This window comes from Rhodospirillaceae bacterium, from assembly GCA_018662005.1.
Lineage (GTDB): Bacteria > Pseudomonadota > Alphaproteobacteria > Rhodospirillales > JABHCV01 > JACNJU01.
Map to the genome: position 1 here is coordinate 329,419 of JABJHA010000004.1, position 20,982 is coordinate 350,400.

Sequence of the window (20,982 nt, forward strand, 5' to 3'; positions counted from 1 at the left end):
GATCCGGACCGTCTTGCCGACAGCGTGTTTGAAAACAAGAAACTCGCCGCGCTTGTTAACGACATTTGAGCTTCGGCAAGGGCCATAGACGGACTGAAATTGGACCCGACTATTCAGATAGACACGCATGTACCCGACCAATTTCCCACTGAATGGAGCGAGTATCAGTGCAAATACAAGGAACCCGTCGGGTCGGCCTGGGCGGATATGGTGCTGGATGGATTGTCACTCAACATAGATAAGCTTGAATTTCATGCAATAATTGAAAGTGGCGGCACACTGGTCCGCAGCGTTGGAATCGTTCGGGCCAAAGCACGCATCGGGCTCAAGAACCTGGCTTACAACATGCGGCGCTTGGTTCAATTGGAGCGATTGGCCACAGTACCACCATGATCGCATCCAGGGATGGGTTCTGCTTGAAGCGCCGATTGAAAAAGCAAACGCCCCATGAGGGCAAAAACAATAATCAAACTAATACCAATTGGCTTCGTGTCAGGTCAATACCGGCTTAAAGTTCGTGGAAAGGGGCATTAATCGAGGTGCCCATTATTATAATTATTTTTTACAGATGTGACCCGTTCTCTTGTCCGGCTTGGTACCATTTTGATCAGTTCGCTCAACCTGATACCCATTATTTCCCCCTAGCCTACCCACGTAGATCACTGTCGTATATATTATAAGGCTTGTTGCCAAAACCGAAGAAATAATAGGCTCCAGTCAATCAGCGCCGGTCAACATTAAGCCCTGAAAAAAACCGCACTGAAATTCGCATAATTCTCAATTATGGTGAATCCCTGACAGTCCTCAACAAGTCGCCGTGTTAAGGAATAGACCGATTGAAATAAATCGGGTCGTTATACTGCACGGCGAGGGGCGCCAACTGCCCGGCGAATATTTGCGGCCCAAGTAAAAAGTGATTGCGCACAAGCGGGCGATAGAGCGGTCAGAAAGAGATCGAAGGGGGGAGGGGGTCGAACGAATAAGATGCCACCCCACCCCCAAAATGAGAAAAAAGCGAGTGGGACTCCGGTGCCCGGCCTGGGTGCTGGACAAATATTTTGATTTCCCTTTTCCTCGCGCGCGCACGCGCGAGGAGGCCATATTAAACGCTTACCCGGCGCGTATATGAGGAATTACTCAGCTCTGCAGATCGCTCCGTCTGGGCTAGCACATATGCATTTTTTGACGGACCAAAAGCATTTGAAGTGCTGGCGCGGCGCATGGACGCGACACCCAGCCTACGGGTTACCCTGCTACTGAATATTCAGCGCAAGAGGGGCGATACCACCGCCGCCGAGCACCTTGTGCGCAAGTTTGCGGATCGATTTTGGGCTAAGGACTGGCCAGGATCATCACGGCCAAATGTCTACTACGACCCTCGAGCGCTCGAGACTGAGGGTCCCGCGGGCGTCCTGCATGCCAAGGCCATCGTCGTCGATGACGAGGTTGTTTTCGTGACCTCAGCGAACCTAACCGAGGCCGCCCTCGACCGCAACATCGAGATAGGACTTCTTATACATAGCGTAATTCCGGTGGTCACCCTCCCGAGCCTATAATGCGGGGTCGCAGATCAGCGCCCCAAAGGGCTAAACAGGAGAGTGACCATGGCAGAGTATGTTGGATTTGACGTATCGAAGGAAGAGACGAGTTTTTGCGTAATGGACGAGGCCGGCAAGATATTGGGGCAAGGCAAGGCATTGAGCGATCCGGAGGCTTTGTTTGCAATGCTCAAAGAGCACACGCTTTGCCCTGAGCGGATAGTTCTTGAGACGGGCACCCTTTCCAATTGGCTGGCCCGCGGCTTACATGAATATGGATTGCCCGTGGACGTGATCGATGCCCGCCAGGCCCATGCGGTGATGAAGCTTCAGCACAACAAAACGGACGCCAATGACGCTATTTTGTTGGCTGAGATCGCGCGGACGGGTTTTTGCCGTTCGGTGGCGGTGAGCAGTGAAGCGGCGCAGGAGCACCGGATTTTGATCAAGGCGCGGAAACTTCTAGTCTCTCAGCGCACTGCCACACAGAACGCGATCCGTGGTTTTCTGAGTTCTCTCGGTCTGCGTTTTCCGAAGGGGTCGGGCAAGCTTGGGGAACGGGTCCTCACGGTATTGACAGCACGGCCTGATTTGTCACCACTGATCGAACCGCTGTTGTCGAGTGCCGAGAACCTAGCCCAGGAGATCGCGCGTTTTGATCAGGAAATCAAGGCGCGTGCCGGAGAGATGGTGGCCTGCCGCCTGCTGATGACGGTTCCGGGGATTGCGCACAATACCGCTCTGGCCTTCGTGGCGACCATTGACGAACCCTCGCGGTTCACCGACTCACGCGCGGTGGGTGCCTATCTGGGCCTGACCTCGCGGCGCTATCAGTCCGGGGAGATGGACTATACGGGACGGATATCAAAGAACGGCGACGGCCTGTTACGCAGTCTTCTTTATGAAGCGGCTAACGTTCTTTTGACCGTTGTCCGCAAGTCCCATCCGATCAAGGATTGGGCACGGCGTATTCGCAAACGCAGCTCTCACAAGAAAGCCTGCGTGGCGTTGGCGCGTAAACTGGCGGTAATCATGCACCGGATGCTGATCACCGGTGAAACGTTCCGCTGGCCTGAGATGGAGGCGATAGCTTAAAAGGGAAAAAAACGACAACCGGTTCCGTAAAGTAAAGTCACGGAACCTTCGTCCCCAACCGGGACGATGGCCAAGGCGATCCCGCCCCGCTGGTTGCAAGCCGGACAGAAAACCGTCCGCCATTGCGTCTAATACATTGGGAGGCCAAAGCCAAAGGGCACTATGATGAAGCATCCGGCCCAACCGCCGGAAACGACTTCGGAGACAACCGTGTTCCCGGTGAAGGATAAAAGAAGGGTTTAGGAGCTTGACTGCTGAGCCGGAATTAGACAACCAGAGTATATTGAAGTTTGACCCTTTCCTTTTAACAGGAACCCCATGACCGAACTGATTGGATTTTTAGATGCCGCGAACGATGTTCTGGAAGCGGTAGTTGTTTTTGTGCTGGGTATCGCCATTTTAGCCTTCGGGGTCTTTTTTCTTATTGATGTCACCCAAACGCGAAATGCAATCCGGCGGAATTTTCCTGTTCTTGGCCGGTTTCGTGCCATCTTCGAGTTCTTCGGAGAATTTTTCCGCCAATACTTTTTTGCCATGGACCGCGAGGAAATGCCGTTCAATCGGCATCAAAGAAATTGGGTCCACAGGGCCGCAACTGATAAGAGCAATACGGTCGCATTTGGTTCCACCCGCGATCTGCGACCACCGGGAACGCTGTTATTTGTTAACAGCCCGTTTCCCACCCTTGAGGAAAGTGTAACGCAAATAAATCCACTTGTGTTTGGTCCTAACTGCGAGAATCCATTTTCCACGACTTCGTTGTTCAATATCTCTGCCATGAGTTATGGAGCAATTTCGCGGCCTGCGGTTCAGGCGTTGTCGCGGGGTGCGGCGGCGGCGGGGTGCTGGCTCAATACCGGTGAAGGTGGCTTGTCACCTTATCATCTGGAGGGCGGCTGCGATTTGGTCTTCCAGATTGGCACTGCCAAATACGGCGTGGGCGATAACAAAGGCCAACTGAGTGACAAGCGTCTGATTGAGATTTCTGCCCACGATCAGGTTCGTATGTTTGAAATCAAGCTCTCCCAGGGCGCGAAGCCCGGGAAAGGCGGAATCTTGCCGGGTATTAAGGTCACTGAAGAGATCGCCAGGATACGAGGTATAGAACCGGGCAGTGATTCCCTAAGCCCCAATCGAGATCCGGACCTGGAAACAATTGACGATATCCTCGACCGCATTGCCCACATACGAACGGTCACAGGCAAACCGGTAGGTTTCAAGACGGTTATAGGATCCAAGGGATGGTTAGTAAGACTGTTTGAAGCCTGCCTTGATCGAGGGATAGATTCCGCCCCGGATTTCATCACCATCGATGGTGCCGAAGGAGGTTCCGGGGCGGCACCCATGGGATTGATCGACTACATGGGGTTGCCCATTCATGAAAGCCTACCGTTGGTCGTCGACATGTTGGTCCGCCTTGGGCTCAAGGACCGGGTCAAGGTGATTGCATCCGGTAAATTGATAACGCCGCCTGATATCATATGGGCCTTTTGTATCGGAGCCGATGCGGTGGTCTCAGCAAGAGGGTTCATGTTTTCGTTAGGGTGCATCCAGGCGCAGCAATGTGATAAGGATACCTGTCCGACAGGCATTACCACTCATAATCCACGCCTCCAACGAGGCTTGGTCGTCGAAGAGAAAGCACAGCTCGTCGCCAATTACGTTCGCAATATAAACAAAGGTATTCGGCTCATTTGCCATTCCTGCGGAGTGCATGAACCGAGTGAACTCGACCGCAATCACTGCCGTATTGTCATGCCCAACGGCAGATCGGTACCCTTGGACGAAATTTATCCCATTCAATTGCCCGCAACAGAAGAATAATCGATACCCTTTTTGATCAGCAGGCGGGGCAATCTAAATGGCAATCATGATGATCGTGTCGCCGGTGAATGGCCGCCCTTCGCCAAGCTGCAGTTCATGCACCGGCGCCACACCGCCGTCGTCCGCCTAGAGGAAGCCGGCTGCGAACCCGGCGAGATCGCCGCCATCACCGGCCATTCACGACAGACAATTATCCAGTTCCTCGATCAGCATTACGGCGCCAGAACAGAAAAAATGGCCCGCAACGCATGGGCCATGTTACGCGGGTGTAAAATTATGTCGGAACAATTCCACAGGTCTTACCGATTCAGAATATTCTCTCAAAGCCCTTAATCCTCGAGGCAACCGGAAGCACGGCGCCTTGAATCAACAAAGGTGGCCCCTTTTTACTCCGGAATAGATTCCCTCACCATTGCCATGGTTAGCGCTTGGGAAAACACGAAACCTTGTCTTTACGACGTTAAAACTTATCGGAACCCTTGACTGCCTATGGTCAGTCCCTAAGTCTTTTTTTGCACCAAGCTTGCCCGGAACCAGACGTAGAGCCCGCTGCCGATAACCAATGCCGTGCCGGACAGCATCCAGGCATCCGGGACGTCCCCGAAGACGACAAGGCTGATCGACATTGACGCGAGCAGATGAAAATACGAAAACGGCGCCAGCACCGAGGCCGAGGCTAGACTGTACCCGCGAATCATTAAATAGTGGCCGGTCGCTCCGGCGCTTCCCAACACCGTCATCAGAAGCCACGATAGCGCCGAAGGCGTGTCCCAGAAAAAAGGCAGCATGGCGCTGAGCACGACCAGTCCCGTCGCCGTCGAATAAAAGGTGGTGGTCGCGGCGCTGTCCATGGACCGCATGATTCGCGTCATGATCAGGTAGAGGCTGAGGCAGATCGCCGTCAATATCGGCAGCAGGGAGGCCCACTGAAGCTGGCCGAATCCGGGGTGAACGATCAGCAGGATGCCGATAAAACCGACGACGACGGCGGCCCAGGTGCGGATGCCGACGGATTCTCCCAGGATCGGTACGGACAGGGCCGTGACCAGAACGGGGGCGATAAATTGTATCGCCGTGGCGTCGGCCAGGGGCATCAACGAGATCGCGAAATACATGGTCCCCGTCGCGCCGAGAAGAAATCCGCCCCGTATGGCCTGCAGACCGGGCCGGTTGGCCCGCAAAAAGCCGTAGGACCCTCGGGCGCCGAGGAAGATAAAAGTGACGACGACATGAAAGAAAAACCGCGACCAAATGACCACCGCCACCGGATTATCCTGCATCAGGTGTTTGCCGAGTCCATCCATGCTGGCGAGCAAGGCGCCGGCGACGACAATCAGCAAAATCCCTTTCCGAACATTACCGGTTTCATCGACAGCCGCCGCCCTGACTGGGTTCAGGCGGTAAAACATGCCGTTGACATGATTGTCGGCTCGACGGGGATGAGCGGTTCGAAGCCCATGCCATCAAGCACATCGCGGCGGATGTCGACGCCCGGCGCGACCTGATCAAGCACCATGCCTTCGGCGGTCAGGCGGAACACCGCCCGTTCGGTGACATAGAGAACCTCTTGTCCCCGCCGTATCGCCTCGGCGCCGGAATAGGTGATCTGGCCGACCTCATCCAGGAGCTTCCTGATTTTCCCGGACCGGGTAACCGCGAGGCTGCCGTCGCCGGTCGCAATCTCAGCTCCCTTGGCGTCGAAGGTGCCGCAAAAGACCATCTTGCGGGCGTTGACGGCGATGTCCATGAAACCGCCAGGCCCGACCGGCAGGCCGCCGAGTCGCGACACGTTGACATTGCCGATCGCGTCAATCTCGCCGAAGCCAAGGAAGGCGATGTCGAGTCCGCCGCCGGAATAGAAATCGAACTGGGAGGGACCGTCGATCATCGCCGATGCATTGCGCGCGAAGCCGAACAGCATGCCGTCAAGCAGGGAGCCGCCGTAGGTTCCGTGTTCGATGGTCTGGTAGTAGCGGTCCTGGTCGCCGCGTGCGGCGATGATCTTGGCGATGGCGTCGGGAATGCCGAAGCCGAAGTTGATCACCGCGCCATCGTAAAGTTCCTCCGCCGCCCGGCGGGCGATGACCTGGCGGACGGTGAAGGGCGACTCGGGTTCGGGCGGCACGACGCCCTGGCGTTCACCCGATAGTGTCGGGTCGTAGGGGATGTCGTAAGAGGTCGACTGCTCGGGATCGACCACCACCGCATCGACGATGGCGCCTGGGACCCGCACCGCGCGGGCCGGCAGGGTGCCGGTCTCGACCGCCGTGCGCACCTGGACGATCACCTTGCCGCCGGAATTGTGGGCCGCCTGGGCGATGGCGTAGATGTCCACATTGGCGGTTTCCTGATCGAGGGATATGTTGCCGTGGGCGTCGCCGAAGGAGCCGCGGATGATCGCCACATTGATGGCGAACGGTTTGTAACGCAGCATTTCCTGGCCGTCGAATTCGACCAGTTCGACCAGATCATCGGTCGTCCGCTTGTTCATCTTGCCGCCTTCGAGACGGGGGTCGACGAAGGTGCCGAGGCCGACATGGGTGAACAGCCCGGGCCGGCCGGCGCCGATTTCCCGGTAAAGCTGCATGAGGACGCCGCCGGGCAGCACATAGGCCTCGATTTTTTCGTCACGGGCCATCTCCTGCATGCGCGGCGACCACACCCAGTGACCGCCGATGACCCGCCGCACCATGCCCTCGTGGGCGAAGCAGTTCATGCCCTTGTCCTTGCGGTCGCCAATGCCGAGCGAATGAATGGCGGTCAGGTCACGGGGATGACCGGTGTCGAGAAACCGTTTCTCGACGGCGGCGAACAGGCAGGATGCCTCAACAAGACCGCCACCGCCGCCGATCAGGCCGACGGTGTCGCCGTCGTTGATCAGGGCGACGGCGTCTTCCTTGGACATGAACTTGTTGATGGTCATGGCTCCACTCTTTACGATTTTCAAAGTCCGGGACGATGGCAACCTGCCGTCAAATTATTAAAGACTAATAAAGCTATCTAGGCAACTATATAAAAAAATGTCATATAAACTTTATTTTATCGTATCTAATGACGGAGTCGATGGGAATGCCGCCGAAGACTGAAATGAGGAGCAGGCCATGGCCGGGCAGCGAAATATAGAGGCCGCGCGGTTGCTCGCCGATGCCTGGCTCGCCGATTCCGTGATCGAGCCGTTGCCGGCCCATCTGCGGCCCCGCAACCACAGTGAGGCGACGGCGATTCAGGACGCCATGGCTCGTCGGATCGGTCTGCCGGTGGCCGGCTGGAAGGTCGGGGGGGCGCCGAACGTCGGTCGCATCTTCGCGCCGCGCCTGTTCGCCACGCCGGCTGTCCTGCCCGTGCCGGCGTTCGCCGCGGCGCGGATCGAATGCGAACTCGGTTTCCGCTTGCGCCACGACTTGCCACCGCGATCCGATGACTATAGCGAGGCCGAGGTCGCCGCCGCCTGCGCGCTGATGCCTTGCGTTGAAATCACCACCGCGCGGGTTCGCCAGGCCCGCCATATCGCCCAGTCGCCGGACGACGTGCTCGACATCCTCGCCGACAACGCGGTCCAGGGAGGGCTGGTGGTCGGCGCCGCCATCGACGACTGGCGGACCCTGTCGCTGCTTGACATAACGATCGACCTTCGCATTGACGGCGGCCAGGCTGTGCCGCTTAATCCGCGCGAGGACCGCTCCGAGCCGTTCAAGGTCATGGTTTGGCTGGTCAACGCCCTGTCGGCGCGCGGCATTGGCCTGTCGGTCAGTCAGGTCACCACGCTGGGCAGCATCACGGTCTCGCAACCCCTCGCGCCGGGCCAGTCGGCGGTCGCCGATTACGGCCGCTTCGGCAGCATCGCGGTCGCCGTCGCGGCGCCGGACGAGCAGGTCATACCGGAAAAACTGCTCTAGGCGCGCTACCCGTTCCGCATCGCGTCGCACAGGTTCTGCACCTGTTCGTAGTCGCGGGACTGGGCGGCCATGCGGACCGGTGCGTTGGCGGCGCCCAAACCGGTGTAGCCATCGCGCTGGATGACTTCCAGGAACAAACCGTTGACGTCGCGGGTGAATATCTGGAAGTAGGCGCCGCCGTCGGCGTCCTGATCGTAGAGAATGTTGCGCGCCTTCATATCCCGGATGGCCTGCGGTTCGAGGTCGAAGCGCCGCGGCAGGTCATCGTAGTAGTTGGCCGGCGCCTGCAAGATGATGTCCTGATCCAGTGTATCGGCATAGGCGAAAATATCGACGCAGGTAAAGGCGAAATGGTGGTACGAGGCGAGGATGTTCTTGGCCAGGAACCGCTGCGTCGTGGTGTTCGGCCCGATCGACGCGTTGAGAGACATGCGGATGCGCCCGTTATCGTTCGATATGTTGCGGCTGCGCACGGTTCCGTGCGGGTCGAGGACATCCAGTTGTTCGTTCGATTCGAAGCCGAACATGGCGCAGTAATAGAGCAGGCTGGAAAGGAACTCGGTCGGCGCCACCGCCTGCGAGAAATGATCGATGTCGCGCAGCCCGTTGCCTTCCGCCGGCGGGTGATCGGCGACTTCCACGAAGTCGACATCGTAGAACGCCGGCGCGCCCTCGCCGCCGTCGAGAAAATAGATCATGCTGCCGCCGAGGCCACGGATGGCCGGTATATCAAGTTCGCCGGGCTGCGCCAGATGGCCGATCGTTCCGCCCTGGAACAAGCCGACGCGTTCGACCATCGTCGGCAGCTTGTCGACGTGGAAGGCCAGCCCGCAGACCGACAGGCCGTGCAGCAGATAGAAGGAATGGGCCGGACAGTCCGGCTGCTCGTTGACAACCAGGTTGATTCCGCCCTGCCGGTAGAGCGAGACGTCCTTCGATTTGTGCCGGTGGCTATGGACGAAGCCCATGGCTTCGAGGAGACGCTTGAGGTCGGCGGCGTCCTTGCCTTCGCAGGCGAACTCTATAAAGCCGATATCCTGAACGACCGGAAGCGACGCCACCTCCGTCGCCGTTTCCTCGAGAAGGTGGAAGGCGCGGATGCCGTCTTCGGCGACCTTATGGGCCGGCATGGCGCGCACCTGGTCGTTGAAAATTTCCATCGAAACGGGACCGTCGTAACCCATAGAGCGCAGTAACTTGTAAAGGTCGGTGACAGGCAGATTGCCTTGACCGGGGAACAGCCGGAAATGACGCGACAGCAGCTCGATGTCCATTTTGGTGGTCGGCGCGTCGGCTAGGTGAACGAGGAAGATGCGGGCCGGGTCTATGTCTTCAAGGGGGGCGAAATCGACTTCCATGGCGAAGCTGTGAACGGCGCCGAAAACCAGGCCCAGATTGGTCCTGTCGGCCTTTTCAATAATCTGCCAGGCCTGCCAATAGGTACGCACGCAATGGCTTGTCGACAGGGCCTCGTAACCGACGCGCAGGCCGCGTTCCGACGCCATGTCGGCGAGCAGGGCGAGATCGGCGGCCGCCCTGTCGGCGTCGTCCACGGTATCGGGTTGGGTGTTGGCGCAAACGATCAGCATGGGGGCGCCGGTCTCGGCGGCGAGGTCGAGGAAGCGTCCGGCGCGCTTTAAATTCCATTTCCGGTGTTCGTCCGGCGCCGCCTCGAAGTCGCGCAGGGATTGCAGGCTGAGGATTTCTATTCCGGCCTCGGCGGCGACGCCGGCGACATCGGACAAGCTGCCGTCGAAGTATATAAGATCTTCGCGGAATATCTCAATGCCGGCAAAACCGGCAGTGGCGGCGGCGAATATTTTTTTTTCCAGAGGACCGGAAAACGATAAGGATGAGATACCTCGCTTCATGGCGTTCCTCTCCAGGGGGCATTCGTAACGGGTGCCGAAACAGCTCCATAACGAGACACCTTTATAAGCCGAAACATTTCATCTCGATAGCTCCAATCTCCGTCCCACTTCGCCAGCGGCGGTTGGTCACGGCCTCGCGCATTTCGGCCCGTAAAAGACGGATCGTGTCCTCGGCGAAAATGGAGAGGGGGACATCGGCATTGACCACCGCGTATGCCTTGAACGATGTCGGTTCCGCAATCGGCACGCGGACGACACCCGGGAAATTCCGCGCGGCGACCGAATACTCATCGATAATGGCGACCCCGAGGTTGTGCCGAACCAGGCTGTAGACGGTCTGTGCGAAACGGGCCTGGATGGCGAGCGTGTAGTCATGGCCATTTTCGAGAAATGTCGACGCCAGGATCCGCCCGTAGGGATCGTCGGGATCGATGCCGACCAGCGGATACGCGGCCAACGCGGCCAACGACAATTCCTTGCGCCCGGCAAGGGCATGCCCTTCCGGAACGATGGCGACCAGATCTCCGGTCGCCAACTCGTGCGAGATCAGGCCGGGATGGTCGATCCGGGAACTCATCGCCACCAGTTCTCCCTTCTTGAGGAGCAGGTAGTTGATGGTCTCTTCAATCTTCAGGACGTTGATGTCCATCGCCAGATCGGGATACTTTTCGCGCAGCCTTTTCACCGCCCGCGGCATGATGTCCTGCGAGATGCTCGGCGCCGAGGCAAAAGAAAAGACGGACGAGCCGCCGCGCTTGAGCGCGTCGACGGAATACTGAAGGTCTTCGACTTTCTGGAACACCTCGTTGATCTGGCCGAAGACGTCCCGCGCCTCCTGGGTCGGGATATAGCGGCCATGGCGGCGCGAAAACAGGCTGATGCCTAACTGGCTCTCGGCATGTTTCATCACCCGGCTGATGCCGGGCGCCGAGACATTCAGCACCTCGGCGGCACCCTTGACCGTGCCGGCGGTCATGATGGCGCGAATGACTTCGATCTGGCGTAAGGTCAGCATGCGGCGCGTCCTCTGGTCGGCGGCCAAAATTAACATGAAGTAGCCTGTATATGCAATATTGATAATTGATGTTATGTTGATTTGGGATTGATATAGCCCTCAACGGTTCCCGTTCCCGGCGATGCGGAATGAAGCGAACCGATTGGGAGTTTCTCGATGTTCAATCTGGTCAGCGACGTCCTCATCGAAGACGAATCTTTGCGGGATGGTTTGCAGGGCGAGAAACGCTCGTTCTCTGTCGAGGAAAAGCAGCACTTCATTCGCGGCATGGAAGCCTGCGGTGTGCGGCGCATTCAGGTGGGATCCTTCGTCCATCCGCAGTGGGTTCCGCAGATGGCCAACACCGACGAGCTGTTTTCGCTCCTCGAGCCGGCGCCGGGCGTGACCTATACGGCGCTGGTGCTCAACGACCACGGCCTCGACCGCGCCATTGCCGCAGGGGTCAAGCACCTCAGCATGTCGGTCTCGGCCAGCGAAACTCATTCGATGAAGAATACCAATCGCAGCTTGGCCGATGCCCGCGCCCTTATCAGGCCGATGATCGAGAAAGCCTTGTCGCACGGCATTTCCGTGCGCGCCGGTATTCAGTCGGCCTTCGCCTGCTCCTACGATGGCGCCACGCCGCCTGAACGGGTGTGCGAGATCGCCGCCAGTTACAGCGAACTGGGCGTCCAGGAAATCAACATCGCCGATTCGCCGGGCCTGGCCAATCCCAGGTCGGTCTACGATCTGGCGACCAGGGTGCGGGCGGCAGTGGGCGACGATATCGCCTTGTCGCTGCATCTGCACGACACCCGCGGCCTCGGCATCGCCAATATGGTGGCCGGCCTGCAAGCGGGCGTGGCGATCTTCGACGCCGCCCTCGGCGGCGTCGGCGGTTGTCCGTACATCGCCAACGCCTCGGGCAACATTTCCACAGAAGACGCCGCCTTCGCCCTCGAACAGATGGGCGTCGTCACGGGGGTCGACTGGCGACGGCTCTGCGGCCTCGCCCTGGAGATGGAGAAACTACTGGAAAGAACGCTTCCCAGCAGGATGGCGCACCTGCAAAGCGCCGCTTGAACGGAATTCGACAAGACTATTGAAACAAGGAGAATACAGATGACTGACTCAGTGAGGGTGATGAACCCTTTCAAGGATTGCGATGAATTGTGGTTGGGTCTCGACGAGGAAGGCCTGCGTCGCAAGGTCTTCCAGGTAGTCACCCCCGAGACCGTCGGGGCCAGCAAAATGCGCGCGGGGCTGACGGTCTTCGAGCCGGGCGAGCGTTGCGCGCCGCACAATCATCCCGATTCGGAGGAGATCAACATCGTCATCCGTGGCGAGGGTATCGCCTACGACAAGACGGCCGGCACCGAGACCCGCTTCAAGGAAAACGACTGGATGTTCATTCCGCAGGGCAACGTGCATGTGCATTACAACGATGGCGACGAGCCGCTGTGGCTGATCTGGTGTTACGCGCCAATGGGCGAGTTGCCGACGCGCTGAACGGGAATCGACACGAATATTGAAAGGTTGGAATGATGAATAGGGTATCTGCCTGGGAACGAGAGATCACCGAGGAAGACCGTGCCCATGTCCACACGTTGGTGGCGAAGGCGCGGGCGGCCATGGACGCCATCAAGGATTATGATCAGGCCAGCATCGACCGGCTCTGCCAGGCCGTCGGCTGGGCGACGGCCAACGAGGAAACCTTCACCCGCCTCGCCCATATGGGCGTCGACGAGAGCGGCATTGGCGACCGCGAGGGTCGCCCCAACAAGCGCTTCAAGATCATGGGCGTGCTGCGCGATGCGCTGCGCCAGAAAAGCGTCGGCATCATCGAAGAGGATCCGGAAATGGGCCTGGTCAAGTACGCCAAGCCGGCCGGCGTCATCGCCTCGCTGATACCGACCACCAACCCGGCGCTGACGCCGCCGGTTACGGCGATTTACGCGCTCAAGGCCAAGGACGCCGTGATTTTCTCGCCGCACCCGCGCAGCAAGGGCACGACCGTCGAAACCGTGCGTGTCATGCGCGAGACGCTGAAGGCGCTCGGCGCGCCCGAGGACATATTCCAGTGCATCGAGACGCCGAGCATCCCCGTCACCCAGGAACTGATGGCGAATTGCGACCTGACCATGGCGACCGGCGGCAAGCCGATGGTCACCGCCGCCTACAGTTCCGGAAAACCGGCTTACGGCGTCGGCGCCGGCAACTCGACCATGGTCATCGACGAGACCGCCGACATCGAGGAAGCGGCCCTTAACTCGCGTATCTCGAAGACTTCGGACTTCGGATCCGGTTGTTCGGCGGATGGCAATCTGTTGATCGACAGCAGTATCTACGACCGACTGCGCGATCGCTTGATCGCCGAAGGCGGCTACCTGTGCACTGGCGAAGAAAAGGCCAGGCTCGAAACCGCCCTGTGGGGCGATAACGGTCACCGGACGATGAACACCATCGCCAGCCCGGCCCAGAGCATCGCCAAGATCGCCGGATTCACCATCCCCGCCGACCGAAAGTTCATCATGGTCGAGCAGGATGAGATCGGCAAGCAGCACAAGTTCTCCGGCGAGAAACTGTGCCTGGTCATGGCGCTTTATAAATATCACAACTTCGATGAGGCGCTGGACATGGTGGAGCGCATTTACGAAGTCGCCGGCAAGGGCCACTCGTGCGGCATTTACTCCTTCGACGACGACCACATCGACCGCCTGGCGCAGGTCGCCCCGGTCAGCCGGATGATGGTCCGCCAGCCGCAGTCGAAGGCCAACGCGGGATCGTTCACCAATGGTATGCCGATGACCTCGAGCCTGGGTTGCGGTATCTGGGGTGGCAACATCACCAACGAAAACGTCCACCTGAAGCATTATCTGAACGTGACATGGGTCTCGCGTCCGATACCCGAAGACCGTCCGAGCGAACAGGAACTGTTCGGCGAGTTCTACCAGACACAGGCTCTTTAGACCCGAGTCGCCCGTTTCTCCCAGGGCCACTCTCACCTCCCCCCCCTTGGGCGCAAAGCGCGCCTGGGGGGCGGGTGTTTTTCCGATAATCGCCGGGCGCCGGAAACGCCAGGTTCTGGAGATCGAAAATGAAAGACCAGGTATCCAATTTATTGATCCGCTATCTGGAAGGCCGTGGCGTCAAGCACATATTCGGCCTCTGCGGACACACCAACATCGCCGTCCTGTCGGCCATGTCGAACAGCAAAATCAACTTCGTCACCGTCCGCCACGAGCAGATTGCGGCCCATGCGGCGGACGGCTATGCGCGCGTGACCGGCAAGGCCTCGGTGCTGCTCAGCCATCTCAGCCCGGGCCTGACCAATGCGGCGACCGGCGTCGCCAACGCGGCCCTGGATTGCATCCCGATGGTGGTCATCGCCGGCGACGTGCCAAGCCATTACTACGGCAAGCACCCGCATCAGGAAGTCAACCTTCATGCCGACGCCTCTCAATTCGAGATCTACCGGCCTTTCGTCAAGCGGGCCTGGCGCGTCGACACGCCGGAGTTGTTCCCGGAAATTATCGAAAAGGCATTCGCCCTGGCCGAGAACGGCCAACCCGGGCCGGTTCTCGTCGATGTGCCGATGGATATCTTCTCGGCGGAAATCGACGTCGCCCTGTTCGACCGCCTGCGCCACAACACAAAGACATTGAGCAAGCCATCGATCGACGAAGAGACCGCGGCGACCATCGTCCGTTCCCTTGTCGAGGCCGACAACCCGCTGCTTTATGTCGGTGGCGGCATCGCCTTGGCGAAAGCCACCGGGGAACTCGAGGAATTCGTCGATCACCTGAACATTCCGGTCGCCCACAGCCTGATGGGCAAGGGCATGATGAGCGACGAACATCCCATGATGCTCGGCATGACCGGCTTTTGGGGCACCCAGTTCATCAACGATCAATGCCTCAAGGCCGACTGGGTGCTGGGCCTGGGAACCCGTTTCAAGGAAGCGGATTGTTCGTCCTGGTATCCCGACTACACGTTTAACTTCCCGCCGGCGAAGCTGATCCACATCGACATCGAGGCGACAGAGATCGGGCGTAATTTTCCGACCGAGATCGGCGTCGTGGCGGATCTGAAGCAGGCCCTGAAAGTGATGCTGAAGGTGGCCAGGGAGCTTTATCCGAAAGGCCTTAAGAACCCGGTGCTGGCCGCCGAGATTGCCGCCTACCGTCTCGATTTCAAGGCCTCCAACGCCGAAATGGAAAGCTCGGACGCCTTCCCGATGATGCCCGAGCGTATCCTTGCCGATGTCCGCGCCGCGATGCCGCGTGACGCCATCCTGACCACCGATGTCGGCTGGAACAAGAACGGCGTCGGCCAGCAATTCCCCATCTACACGCCGGCGACTGTGTTCACGCCCGGTGGATATGCGACCATGGGTTTTGGACCGCCGGCGGCGCTCGGAATCAAGATTGCCTGTCCCGATAAAGTCGTGATTTCGATGGTCGGCGATGGCGGTTTCGGGCAAAATCCGGCGCTGCTGGCGACCGCCGCGGCGGAGCGGCTGGGCGTCATCTGGGTGGTCATGAACAACAACGCCTTCGGCACCATCGCCGGCCTGCAAAAGGCTCACTACGGCCTGACCTACGGCACCACTTTCCCCGACGACGGCGACGAGATGATGCCGAACTACGCCGATATTGCCAAAGCCTACGGGGTCGATGGCGTGCGGGTGCGTTCCGCGAAGGCCTTCAAGCCCGCCCTCGAGGCGGCCATCGCCTCCGGCCGGCCGACGGTGATCGACGTCGCCATGATCAACAATCCGACGCCGACCAGCGGTCACTGGAACATCCTCGATATTTACTCGCCCAATAAAGACGTCTCGCATGTGGCGACCTAGGGAATCCTGACTATGGTCTACGGACTCGGCCTTGCCCACGGCCCCGGCAAAACCCGGCCCTTCCCCATGGGGCAGGCACCGGTGCATGGCGATACCTTGCTGACCGGCACGGTCGGCGATCCGATCGGCCATGTCCGGGCGCCGGAGGTCATGGCGGCCTGGTTCGCCCGCCGCGGCATCAACGCCATGTGGCTGCCGTTCCACGTCAGCCCCGAGAATCTGGGGGCTTTCGTCGCCGGCATGCGCGCCCTGGGCAATGTCGCCGGCTTCACGGTCACCATGCCGCACAAGGAGAAGGTCATCCCCCTGCTCGACCATGTGACGGACATTGTCGAGCGGACGGGCTCCGCCAATCTGGTGCGACGGGAAGCGGATGGTCGCCTGATCGGCGATAATGTGGACGGCGTCGGCTTCATGGAGGGGTTGCGGGTCAGCGGCGTCTCCGTTACGGGACGCTCCGTCTGGCTGGTCGGCCTCGGCGGCGCCGGCGCCGCCATCGCCTGGGCCTTGGCCGGGGCCAAACCGGGCCGCATGATCCTGCACGATATCAATGAGACGCGCGCCGTTAACCTCGCCGACTCCCTGCGCCAATGCCATGGCGATATTGCGATCGAGGTGGCAAGACCCGAAAGCATCGATGTCGCCATTAACGCGACTCCCCTGGGGTTGCATGCCGAAGATGACCTGCCCTTCGACCCGGGTGTCGTCAAAACCGGGGGCGACCTTGTCGAAATCATCATGACGCCCGAGGTGACGCCCTTGATGGCGAAGGCCGCCGATCAGGGGTTGCACGTGGTGCCCGGACGCCGCATGCTCGACGGCCAGTTACAACGTTACGCCGACTTCATGGGGCTGTCCCCGGCCACGGGGTGACGCCGCGTCCGGCGGGTCAGGAAGTAAGGAAACCAAGTCATGGATTTCGGCCTCGACCATGAACAGCAAATGCTCATCGACACGGTGCGCGATTTCATCGGCAAGGAGCTGCAACCCCTCGAGGAAGAGGTCGAGGAGACCGGCGTCCTGGCCCCGGAAAAGGCTCGTGCCATTTTTGAAAAATCCCGGCAGCTCGGGTTGTACGCCATGAACATCTCCGAGGAATTCGGCGGCGGCGGCCTTTCGGCGGTCAACACCATGCTGGTCGAGGAGCAATTCGGCCACACCACCGACATCCTGATCCGGCGCGCCTTCGGCAATGTCTACGAGGTCCTGCTGGCCTGCCTGGGTCCACAGGTCGAAAGGTGGCTTCTGCCGACCGTCAGGGGCGAGCGCACCTGTTCCATCGCCTTCACGGAACCCGGCGCCGGATCGGACGCGGCGGGAATCAAGACCCGCGCCCGCGCCCGCCCCGACGGCGAAGGCTGGCTGCTGTCGGGCAACAAGCACTTCGTCAGCGACGGTATGGTTTCCGATTTTTTCGTCGTCACCGCGGTGACCGACCCGGAAAAGAAAGGTAAGGGAATTTCCATGTTCCTGGTCGACAAGGATGCCCCCGGCGTGACCGTCGACCGCGACCAGCCGATGATGGGCCTGCGCGGCACCAGCCACGTCGGGCTGTTTTTCGACGATGTCGCGTTGAGCCGGGAAAACCTGCTGGGCGAGCAGGACAAGGGCCTGGGCATGGCGTTGAAGGTGCTCGGGCGGGTCCGCCTGGCGCAGGTCGGGGCGCGGGCGGTCGGCAAGGCCACCCATGTCCTCGAAATGATGGTCGATCAGGCCAGGGATCGCCATCAGTTCGGACAGCCGCTCGGCGACTTTCAACTGGTCCAGCAGATGATCGCCGACAGCGTCATCGAGATCAACGCCGCCCGGCTGATGGTCCTGCGCGCCGCCTGGGAGATCGATCAGGGACGTGATGCCCGGGACTGGATCGCCATGGTCAAGGTGCAGGCGGCCGAAACCCTGGGCCGCGTCGTCGATCGCGCCGTACAGGTGTTCGGCGGCATGGGCTACTGCAAGGAACTGACCATCGAACGCTATTATCGCGACGCGCGGATTTACCGAATCTTCGACGGCGCATCGGAAATCCACCGTTCGGTGCTCGCACGCAGCGCCCAGCGTTCCGGCGCCGGCCTGTTCGACATCGGTCGCTGACCGGTTGACGGGGCGGGGCGCAGCCTTGAACGACAAGTTCATCAGCGCCACCGCCGCCGTCGCCTTGATTGCCGACGCCGACACCGTCGGCCTGGTCGGCGGCGGTGGTGGTCTGTTGGAGGCATCGTGCCTTTTCGCCGCCGTCGAGCGGCGATTTTTCGACACCGGCCAACCCCGCGACCTGACCCTGATCCACTCCCTCGGCATCGGCGATCGCGGGACAATGGGCCTCAGCCGTTTCGCCCATGAGGGCCTGGTCCGCAAGGTCGTCGGCGGCCATTGGATCTGGTCGCCGCGGATGCAGCAATTGGCCCGCCAGGAGAAGATCGAGGCCTATGTGCTGCCCGGCGGCGTCATCGCCCAGCTCTATCGCGAGATCGGCGCCCGGCGTCCGGGATTGTTCACCCATGTCGGCCTCGGCACCTTTGTCGATCCCCGCCACGGCGGCGGCAGGATGAACGCCAGTGCCGGCGACGACTTGGTCGAGGTGGTCACCATCGATGGCCGGGACATCCTGCGTTACAAGACGTTTCCGGTCCATGTGGCATTGATCCGGGGATCCTTCGCCGACGCCGATGGCAATGTCAGCCTCGACCGGGAGGCCGCCAGCCTGGATACCTACGCGGTCGCCCAGGCGGCCCACAATTGCGGTGGCAAGGTGATCGTTCAGGTCCGCTCGGCTGTCGCACGCGGCTCCTTGCCCGCCCGCTCGGTGCATATACCCGGCGCCATCGTCGATGCGGTGGTGGTCGATCCGGACCAGGCCATGACCTACGATTTCTACTACGATCCCTGCATCTCCGGCGAACACAAGGCGCCGGTCCCCAAGCAGGCGCCGCAGCCCCATTCGATCCGCCGGAGCATCGCCCGGCGGGCGGCGGCGGAACTGCGGGACGGCGCCATCATCAATTTCGGCTACGGCATTCCCGACGGCGTCGCCGCGGTTATCGACGAACGCGGGGAGCGGGACCGCTACTACCAATCCCTGGAACATGGCGCCTATGGCGGCACCCTGTTGTACGGCAAGCAGTTCGGCTTCGTGCGCAACCCGTCGGCCTTTATCGACGCGCCTTCGCAGTTCGATTTCTATTCCGGCGGCGGCCTCGACATCGCGTTCCTCGGTTTCGGCGAACTGGACGCCGCCGGCAATGTCAACGTCTCCAAGCTGGCCGGCCTGACCGTCGGGCCCGGAGGCTTCATCGATATAGCCCAGAACGCCCGCAAGGTGGTGTTTTGCGGCGCCTTCGAGGCCAAGGGGCTGGACGCCGAACCGGTCGGCGGGCGGCTGTCCATCAACCGCCACGGCGCCATCCGCAAGCTGGTTTCGTCCGTCGCCCAGGTCACTTTTTCCGGCCCGCAGGCGGTCCGCCAGGGACAAACAATCGTCTATGTCACCGAGCGGGCCGTCTTCGAGTTGACGGCGGAGGGCGTGGTTCTCAGCGAAATCGCCCCGGGCGCGGATCTTAACATCGACATCCTCGATCGCATGGAATTCACCCCGATCATGGCGGTCGCGCCGAAGCTGATGTCCGAAGAAATTTTCTCTTGAGCTAAAACGAAGCCAGGCCGTCGCCGACCAGCTTGAGGCCGGTAAAAAACAGGAAAACGTAGCAGATACGAAAGAACAAGCGATCATTCACACGGTTGTGCAGCCAGGCGCCCAACAGGATGCCGACCAGCGCCAGGGGCAGAAGCGTCACCGAGACGGCCAACGATTCCGCCTGGAACTGGCCCAGCATCCCGTAGGGAATCACCTTGATATAATTGACCGCCGTGAAGAACACGACGGTCGTCGCCTGATAGGTGGTCTTGTCCAGATTTTCGCGCAGCAGGTAGACCTGAACCGGCGGCCCGCCTGCATGGGCCATGAAGCTGGTGAAGCCGGCGACTCCGCTCCAGGCGAGGCCGCGACCGACGCCGGAACCGACGGCACGATTCGTCGGCGGCGGGCGCAGCGCCTTGATGACGACGCTGGCGGTGAACCACAAGGCGATGCAACCGACGAGCAGCCGGATCAGGCCATCGTCGAGGAAGCGAAAGCCCAGGGCGCCGATGACGATGCCGACGATGGCTGCGGGGATCATGATCCGCAGGTAAGAGGAATTCTGCTTGCCGCGATAGATCCACAGCGAGAACAGGTCCATGAAGCAAAGGATCGGCAGCATGATCGCCGCCGCCAGTGTCGGTGGGATGACCAGAACCATCAACGGCACGGACATAACGCCAATGCCGCCGCCGAACCCGCCCTTGGATATGCCGGCGATGAGGACCGCGGGGATAGCGGCGACGTAGAATGCGGTCTGATCGATCATCTGCGGGGTTTGATTGCCATGGGTGGTCTCTCCCCTCAGGGGTTTTTCACCCATTGCAATATGTGAGTGGCGACAGCGACCAGGGTGTCGTCCTGGTTGGTTACGGTGATTTCCGCCGTCGAACGCCGGCGTTCAAGATCGACCGTCTTGATCGTGTAATCGAGGCTGACGGTGTCGCCGAAAAATACCGGCGCCAGGAATCGCACCCGGTCGAAACCGGCGGCCACGGGGGTTTCATCGGCGACCTCGCGGGTGTGGGCGATGGCCAGGGTCGATACCGTCGACATGAAGCCGACCAAAAGCGCCCCATGGGCCTGCTGGCGACCGATGCTGGAACGCTCCATGTACGATTTGTTGACATGGTTGGGCGAAAAATCGCCGGTAATACCGGCGAAAAGATAAACATCCGTCTCGCTGACCGTCTTGCTGAACGACGCGTGGTCCCCCGGCGTCACATAGAATTCGCTCATGGTGATTCCCTTATCCACCCGCTGCCATTTCGCCCC

General features: G+C 60.2%; 17 protein-coding genes and 2 pseudogenes. 13 read left to right on the forward strand and 6 right to left on the reverse strand.

Going from position 1 to position 20,982, the window contains the following annotated elements; all coding sequences use genetic code 11:
* Window positions 1–270: 270 nt before the first annotated feature.
* From HOL66_02865 to HOL66_02885, 5 genes and pseudogenes are all read left to right on the forward strand, one after another.
* A pseudogene (locus HOL66_02865) lies at window positions 271–393 on the forward strand (IS5/IS1182 family transposase).
* A gap of 737 nt (window positions 394–1,130) precedes the next feature.
* Window positions 1,131–1,556 (forward strand): annotated as a pseudogene (locus tag HOL66_02870) (phospholipase).
* Between the two features lie 48 nt (window positions 1,557–1,604).
* The gene (locus HOL66_02875) at window positions 1,605–2,633 is read left to right on the forward strand and encodes an IS110 family transposase (GenBank protein ID MBT5243169.1); all 1,029 of its coding nucleotides are present in this window, start codon (window positions 1,605–1,607) and stop codon (window positions 2,631–2,633) included.
* A gap of 318 nt (window positions 2,634–2,951) precedes the next feature.
* A complete protein-coding gene (locus HOL66_02880; protein MBT5243170.1) occupies window positions 2,952–4,457 on the forward strand; it encodes an FMN-binding glutamate synthase family protein in 1,506 nt (501 codons plus the stop codon).
* 12 nt (window positions 4,458–4,469) lie between these two features.
* Window positions 4,470–4,790: a hypothetical protein gene (locus HOL66_02885; protein MBT5243171.1), complete on the forward strand. Its 321-nt coding sequence runs from the start codon at window positions 4,470–4,472 to the stop codon at window positions 4,788–4,790.
* A gap of 167 nt (window positions 4,791–4,957) precedes the next feature.
* On the opposite strand, the gene HOL66_02890 is transcribed toward HOL66_02885, so the two are convergent.
* Together HOL66_02890 and HOL66_02895 are read right to left on the reverse strand one after the other, a co-directional pair.
* Window positions 4,958–5,866 (reverse strand): DMT family transporter, encoded by a 909-nt coding sequence (locus HOL66_02890; protein ID MBT5243172.1) that lies wholly within the window; start codon window positions 5,864–5,866, stop codon window positions 4,958–4,960.
* Window positions 5,851–7,380, reverse strand: a complete 1,530-nt coding sequence (locus tag HOL66_02895; protein MBT5243173.1) for an acyl CoA:acetate/3-ketoacid CoA transferase — start codon at window positions 7,378–7,380, stop codon at window positions 5,851–5,853. The genes HOL66_02890 and HOL66_02895 overlap by 16 nt, the downstream gene beginning before the upstream one ends.
* Window positions 7,381–7,558: 178 nt before the next feature.
* On the opposite strand from HOL66_02895, the gene HOL66_02900 reads away from it, so the two are divergent.
* Complete coding sequence (locus HOL66_02900) at window positions 7,559–8,353, forward strand: hypothetical protein (protein ID MBT5243174.1); 795 nt, start codon at window positions 7,559–7,561, stop codon at window positions 8,351–8,353.
* Window positions 8,354–8,358: 5 nt separating this feature from the next.
* On the opposite strand, the gene HOL66_02905 is transcribed toward HOL66_02900, so the two are convergent.
* Both HOL66_02905 and HOL66_02910 read right to left on the reverse strand, forming a co-directional pair.
* On the reverse strand, window positions 8,359–10,224 hold the full coding sequence (locus HOL66_02905; protein MBT5243175.1) for a sugar phosphate isomerase/epimerase and 4-hydroxyphenylpyruvate domain-containing protein: 1,866 nt from the start codon (window positions 10,222–10,224) through the stop codon (window positions 8,359–8,361).
* Between the two features lie 61 nt (window positions 10,225–10,285).
* Window positions 10,286–11,239 carry a LysR family transcriptional regulator gene (locus HOL66_02910; GenBank protein MBT5243176.1) on the reverse strand — a complete coding sequence of 318 codons (954 nt, stop codon included), beginning with the start codon at window positions 11,237–11,239 and terminating at the stop codon, window positions 10,286–10,288.
* Window positions 11,240–11,395: 156 nt separating this feature from the next.
* On the opposite strand from HOL66_02910, the gene HOL66_02915 reads away from it, so the two are divergent.
* The 7 genes from HOL66_02915 to HOL66_02945 all read left to right on the forward strand — a co-directional run bounded on the left by HOL66_02915 (window position 11,396) and on the right by HOL66_02945 (window position 19,713).
* A complete protein-coding gene (locus HOL66_02915; protein ID MBT5243177.1) occupies window positions 11,396–12,301 on the forward strand; it encodes a hydroxymethylglutaryl-CoA lyase in 906 nt (301 codons plus the stop codon).
* A 39-nt stretch (window positions 12,302–12,340) separates the two neighbouring features.
* Window positions 12,341–12,727, forward strand: coding sequence for a cupin domain-containing protein (locus tag HOL66_02920; protein MBT5243178.1), 387 nt, complete (start codon window positions 12,341–12,343; stop codon window positions 12,725–12,727).
* A 35-nt stretch (window positions 12,728–12,762) separates the two neighbouring features.
* Window positions 12,763–14,187: an aldehyde dehydrogenase family protein gene (locus tag HOL66_02925; protein ID MBT5243179.1), complete on the forward strand. Its 1,425-nt coding sequence runs from the start codon at window positions 12,763–12,765 to the stop codon at window positions 14,185–14,187.
* Window positions 14,188–14,315: 128 nt separating this feature from the next.
* The gene (locus tag HOL66_02930; protein MBT5243180.1) at window positions 14,316–16,073 is read left to right on the forward strand and encodes a thiamine pyrophosphate-binding protein; all 1,758 of its coding nucleotides are present in this window, start codon (window positions 14,316–14,318) and stop codon (window positions 16,071–16,073) included.
* A gap of 12 nt (window positions 16,074–16,085) precedes the next feature.
* Window positions 16,086–16,946 (forward strand): shikimate dehydrogenase, encoded by an 861-nt coding sequence (locus tag HOL66_02935; protein ID MBT5243181.1) that lies wholly within the window; start codon window positions 16,086–16,088, stop codon window positions 16,944–16,946.
* Window positions 16,947–16,985: 39 nt separating this feature from the next.
* A complete protein-coding gene (locus tag HOL66_02940; protein MBT5243182.1) occupies window positions 16,986–18,164 on the forward strand; it encodes an acyl-CoA dehydrogenase in 1,179 nt (392 codons plus the stop codon).
* Window positions 18,165–18,189: 25 nt separating this feature from the next.
* Window positions 18,190–19,713 carry an acyl CoA:acetate/3-ketoacid CoA transferase gene (locus HOL66_02945; GenBank protein MBT5243183.1) on the forward strand — a complete coding sequence of 508 codons (1,524 nt, stop codon included), beginning with the start codon at window positions 18,190–18,192 and terminating at the stop codon, window positions 19,711–19,713.
* 1 nt (window position 19,714) lies between these two features.
* On the opposite strand, the gene HOL66_02950 is transcribed toward HOL66_02945, so the two are convergent.
* Both HOL66_02950 and HOL66_02955 read right to left on the reverse strand, forming a co-directional pair.
* Complete coding sequence (locus tag HOL66_02950; protein ID MBT5243184.1) at window positions 19,715–20,476, reverse strand: sulfite exporter TauE/SafE family protein; 762 nt, start codon at window positions 20,474–20,476, stop codon at window positions 19,715–19,717.
* 35 nt (window positions 20,477–20,511) lie between these two features.
* A complete protein-coding gene (locus HOL66_02955) occupies window positions 20,512–20,946 on the reverse strand; it encodes a dehydratase (protein ID MBT5243185.1) in 435 nt (144 codons plus the stop codon).
* Window positions 20,947–20,982 lie beyond the last annotated feature (36 nt).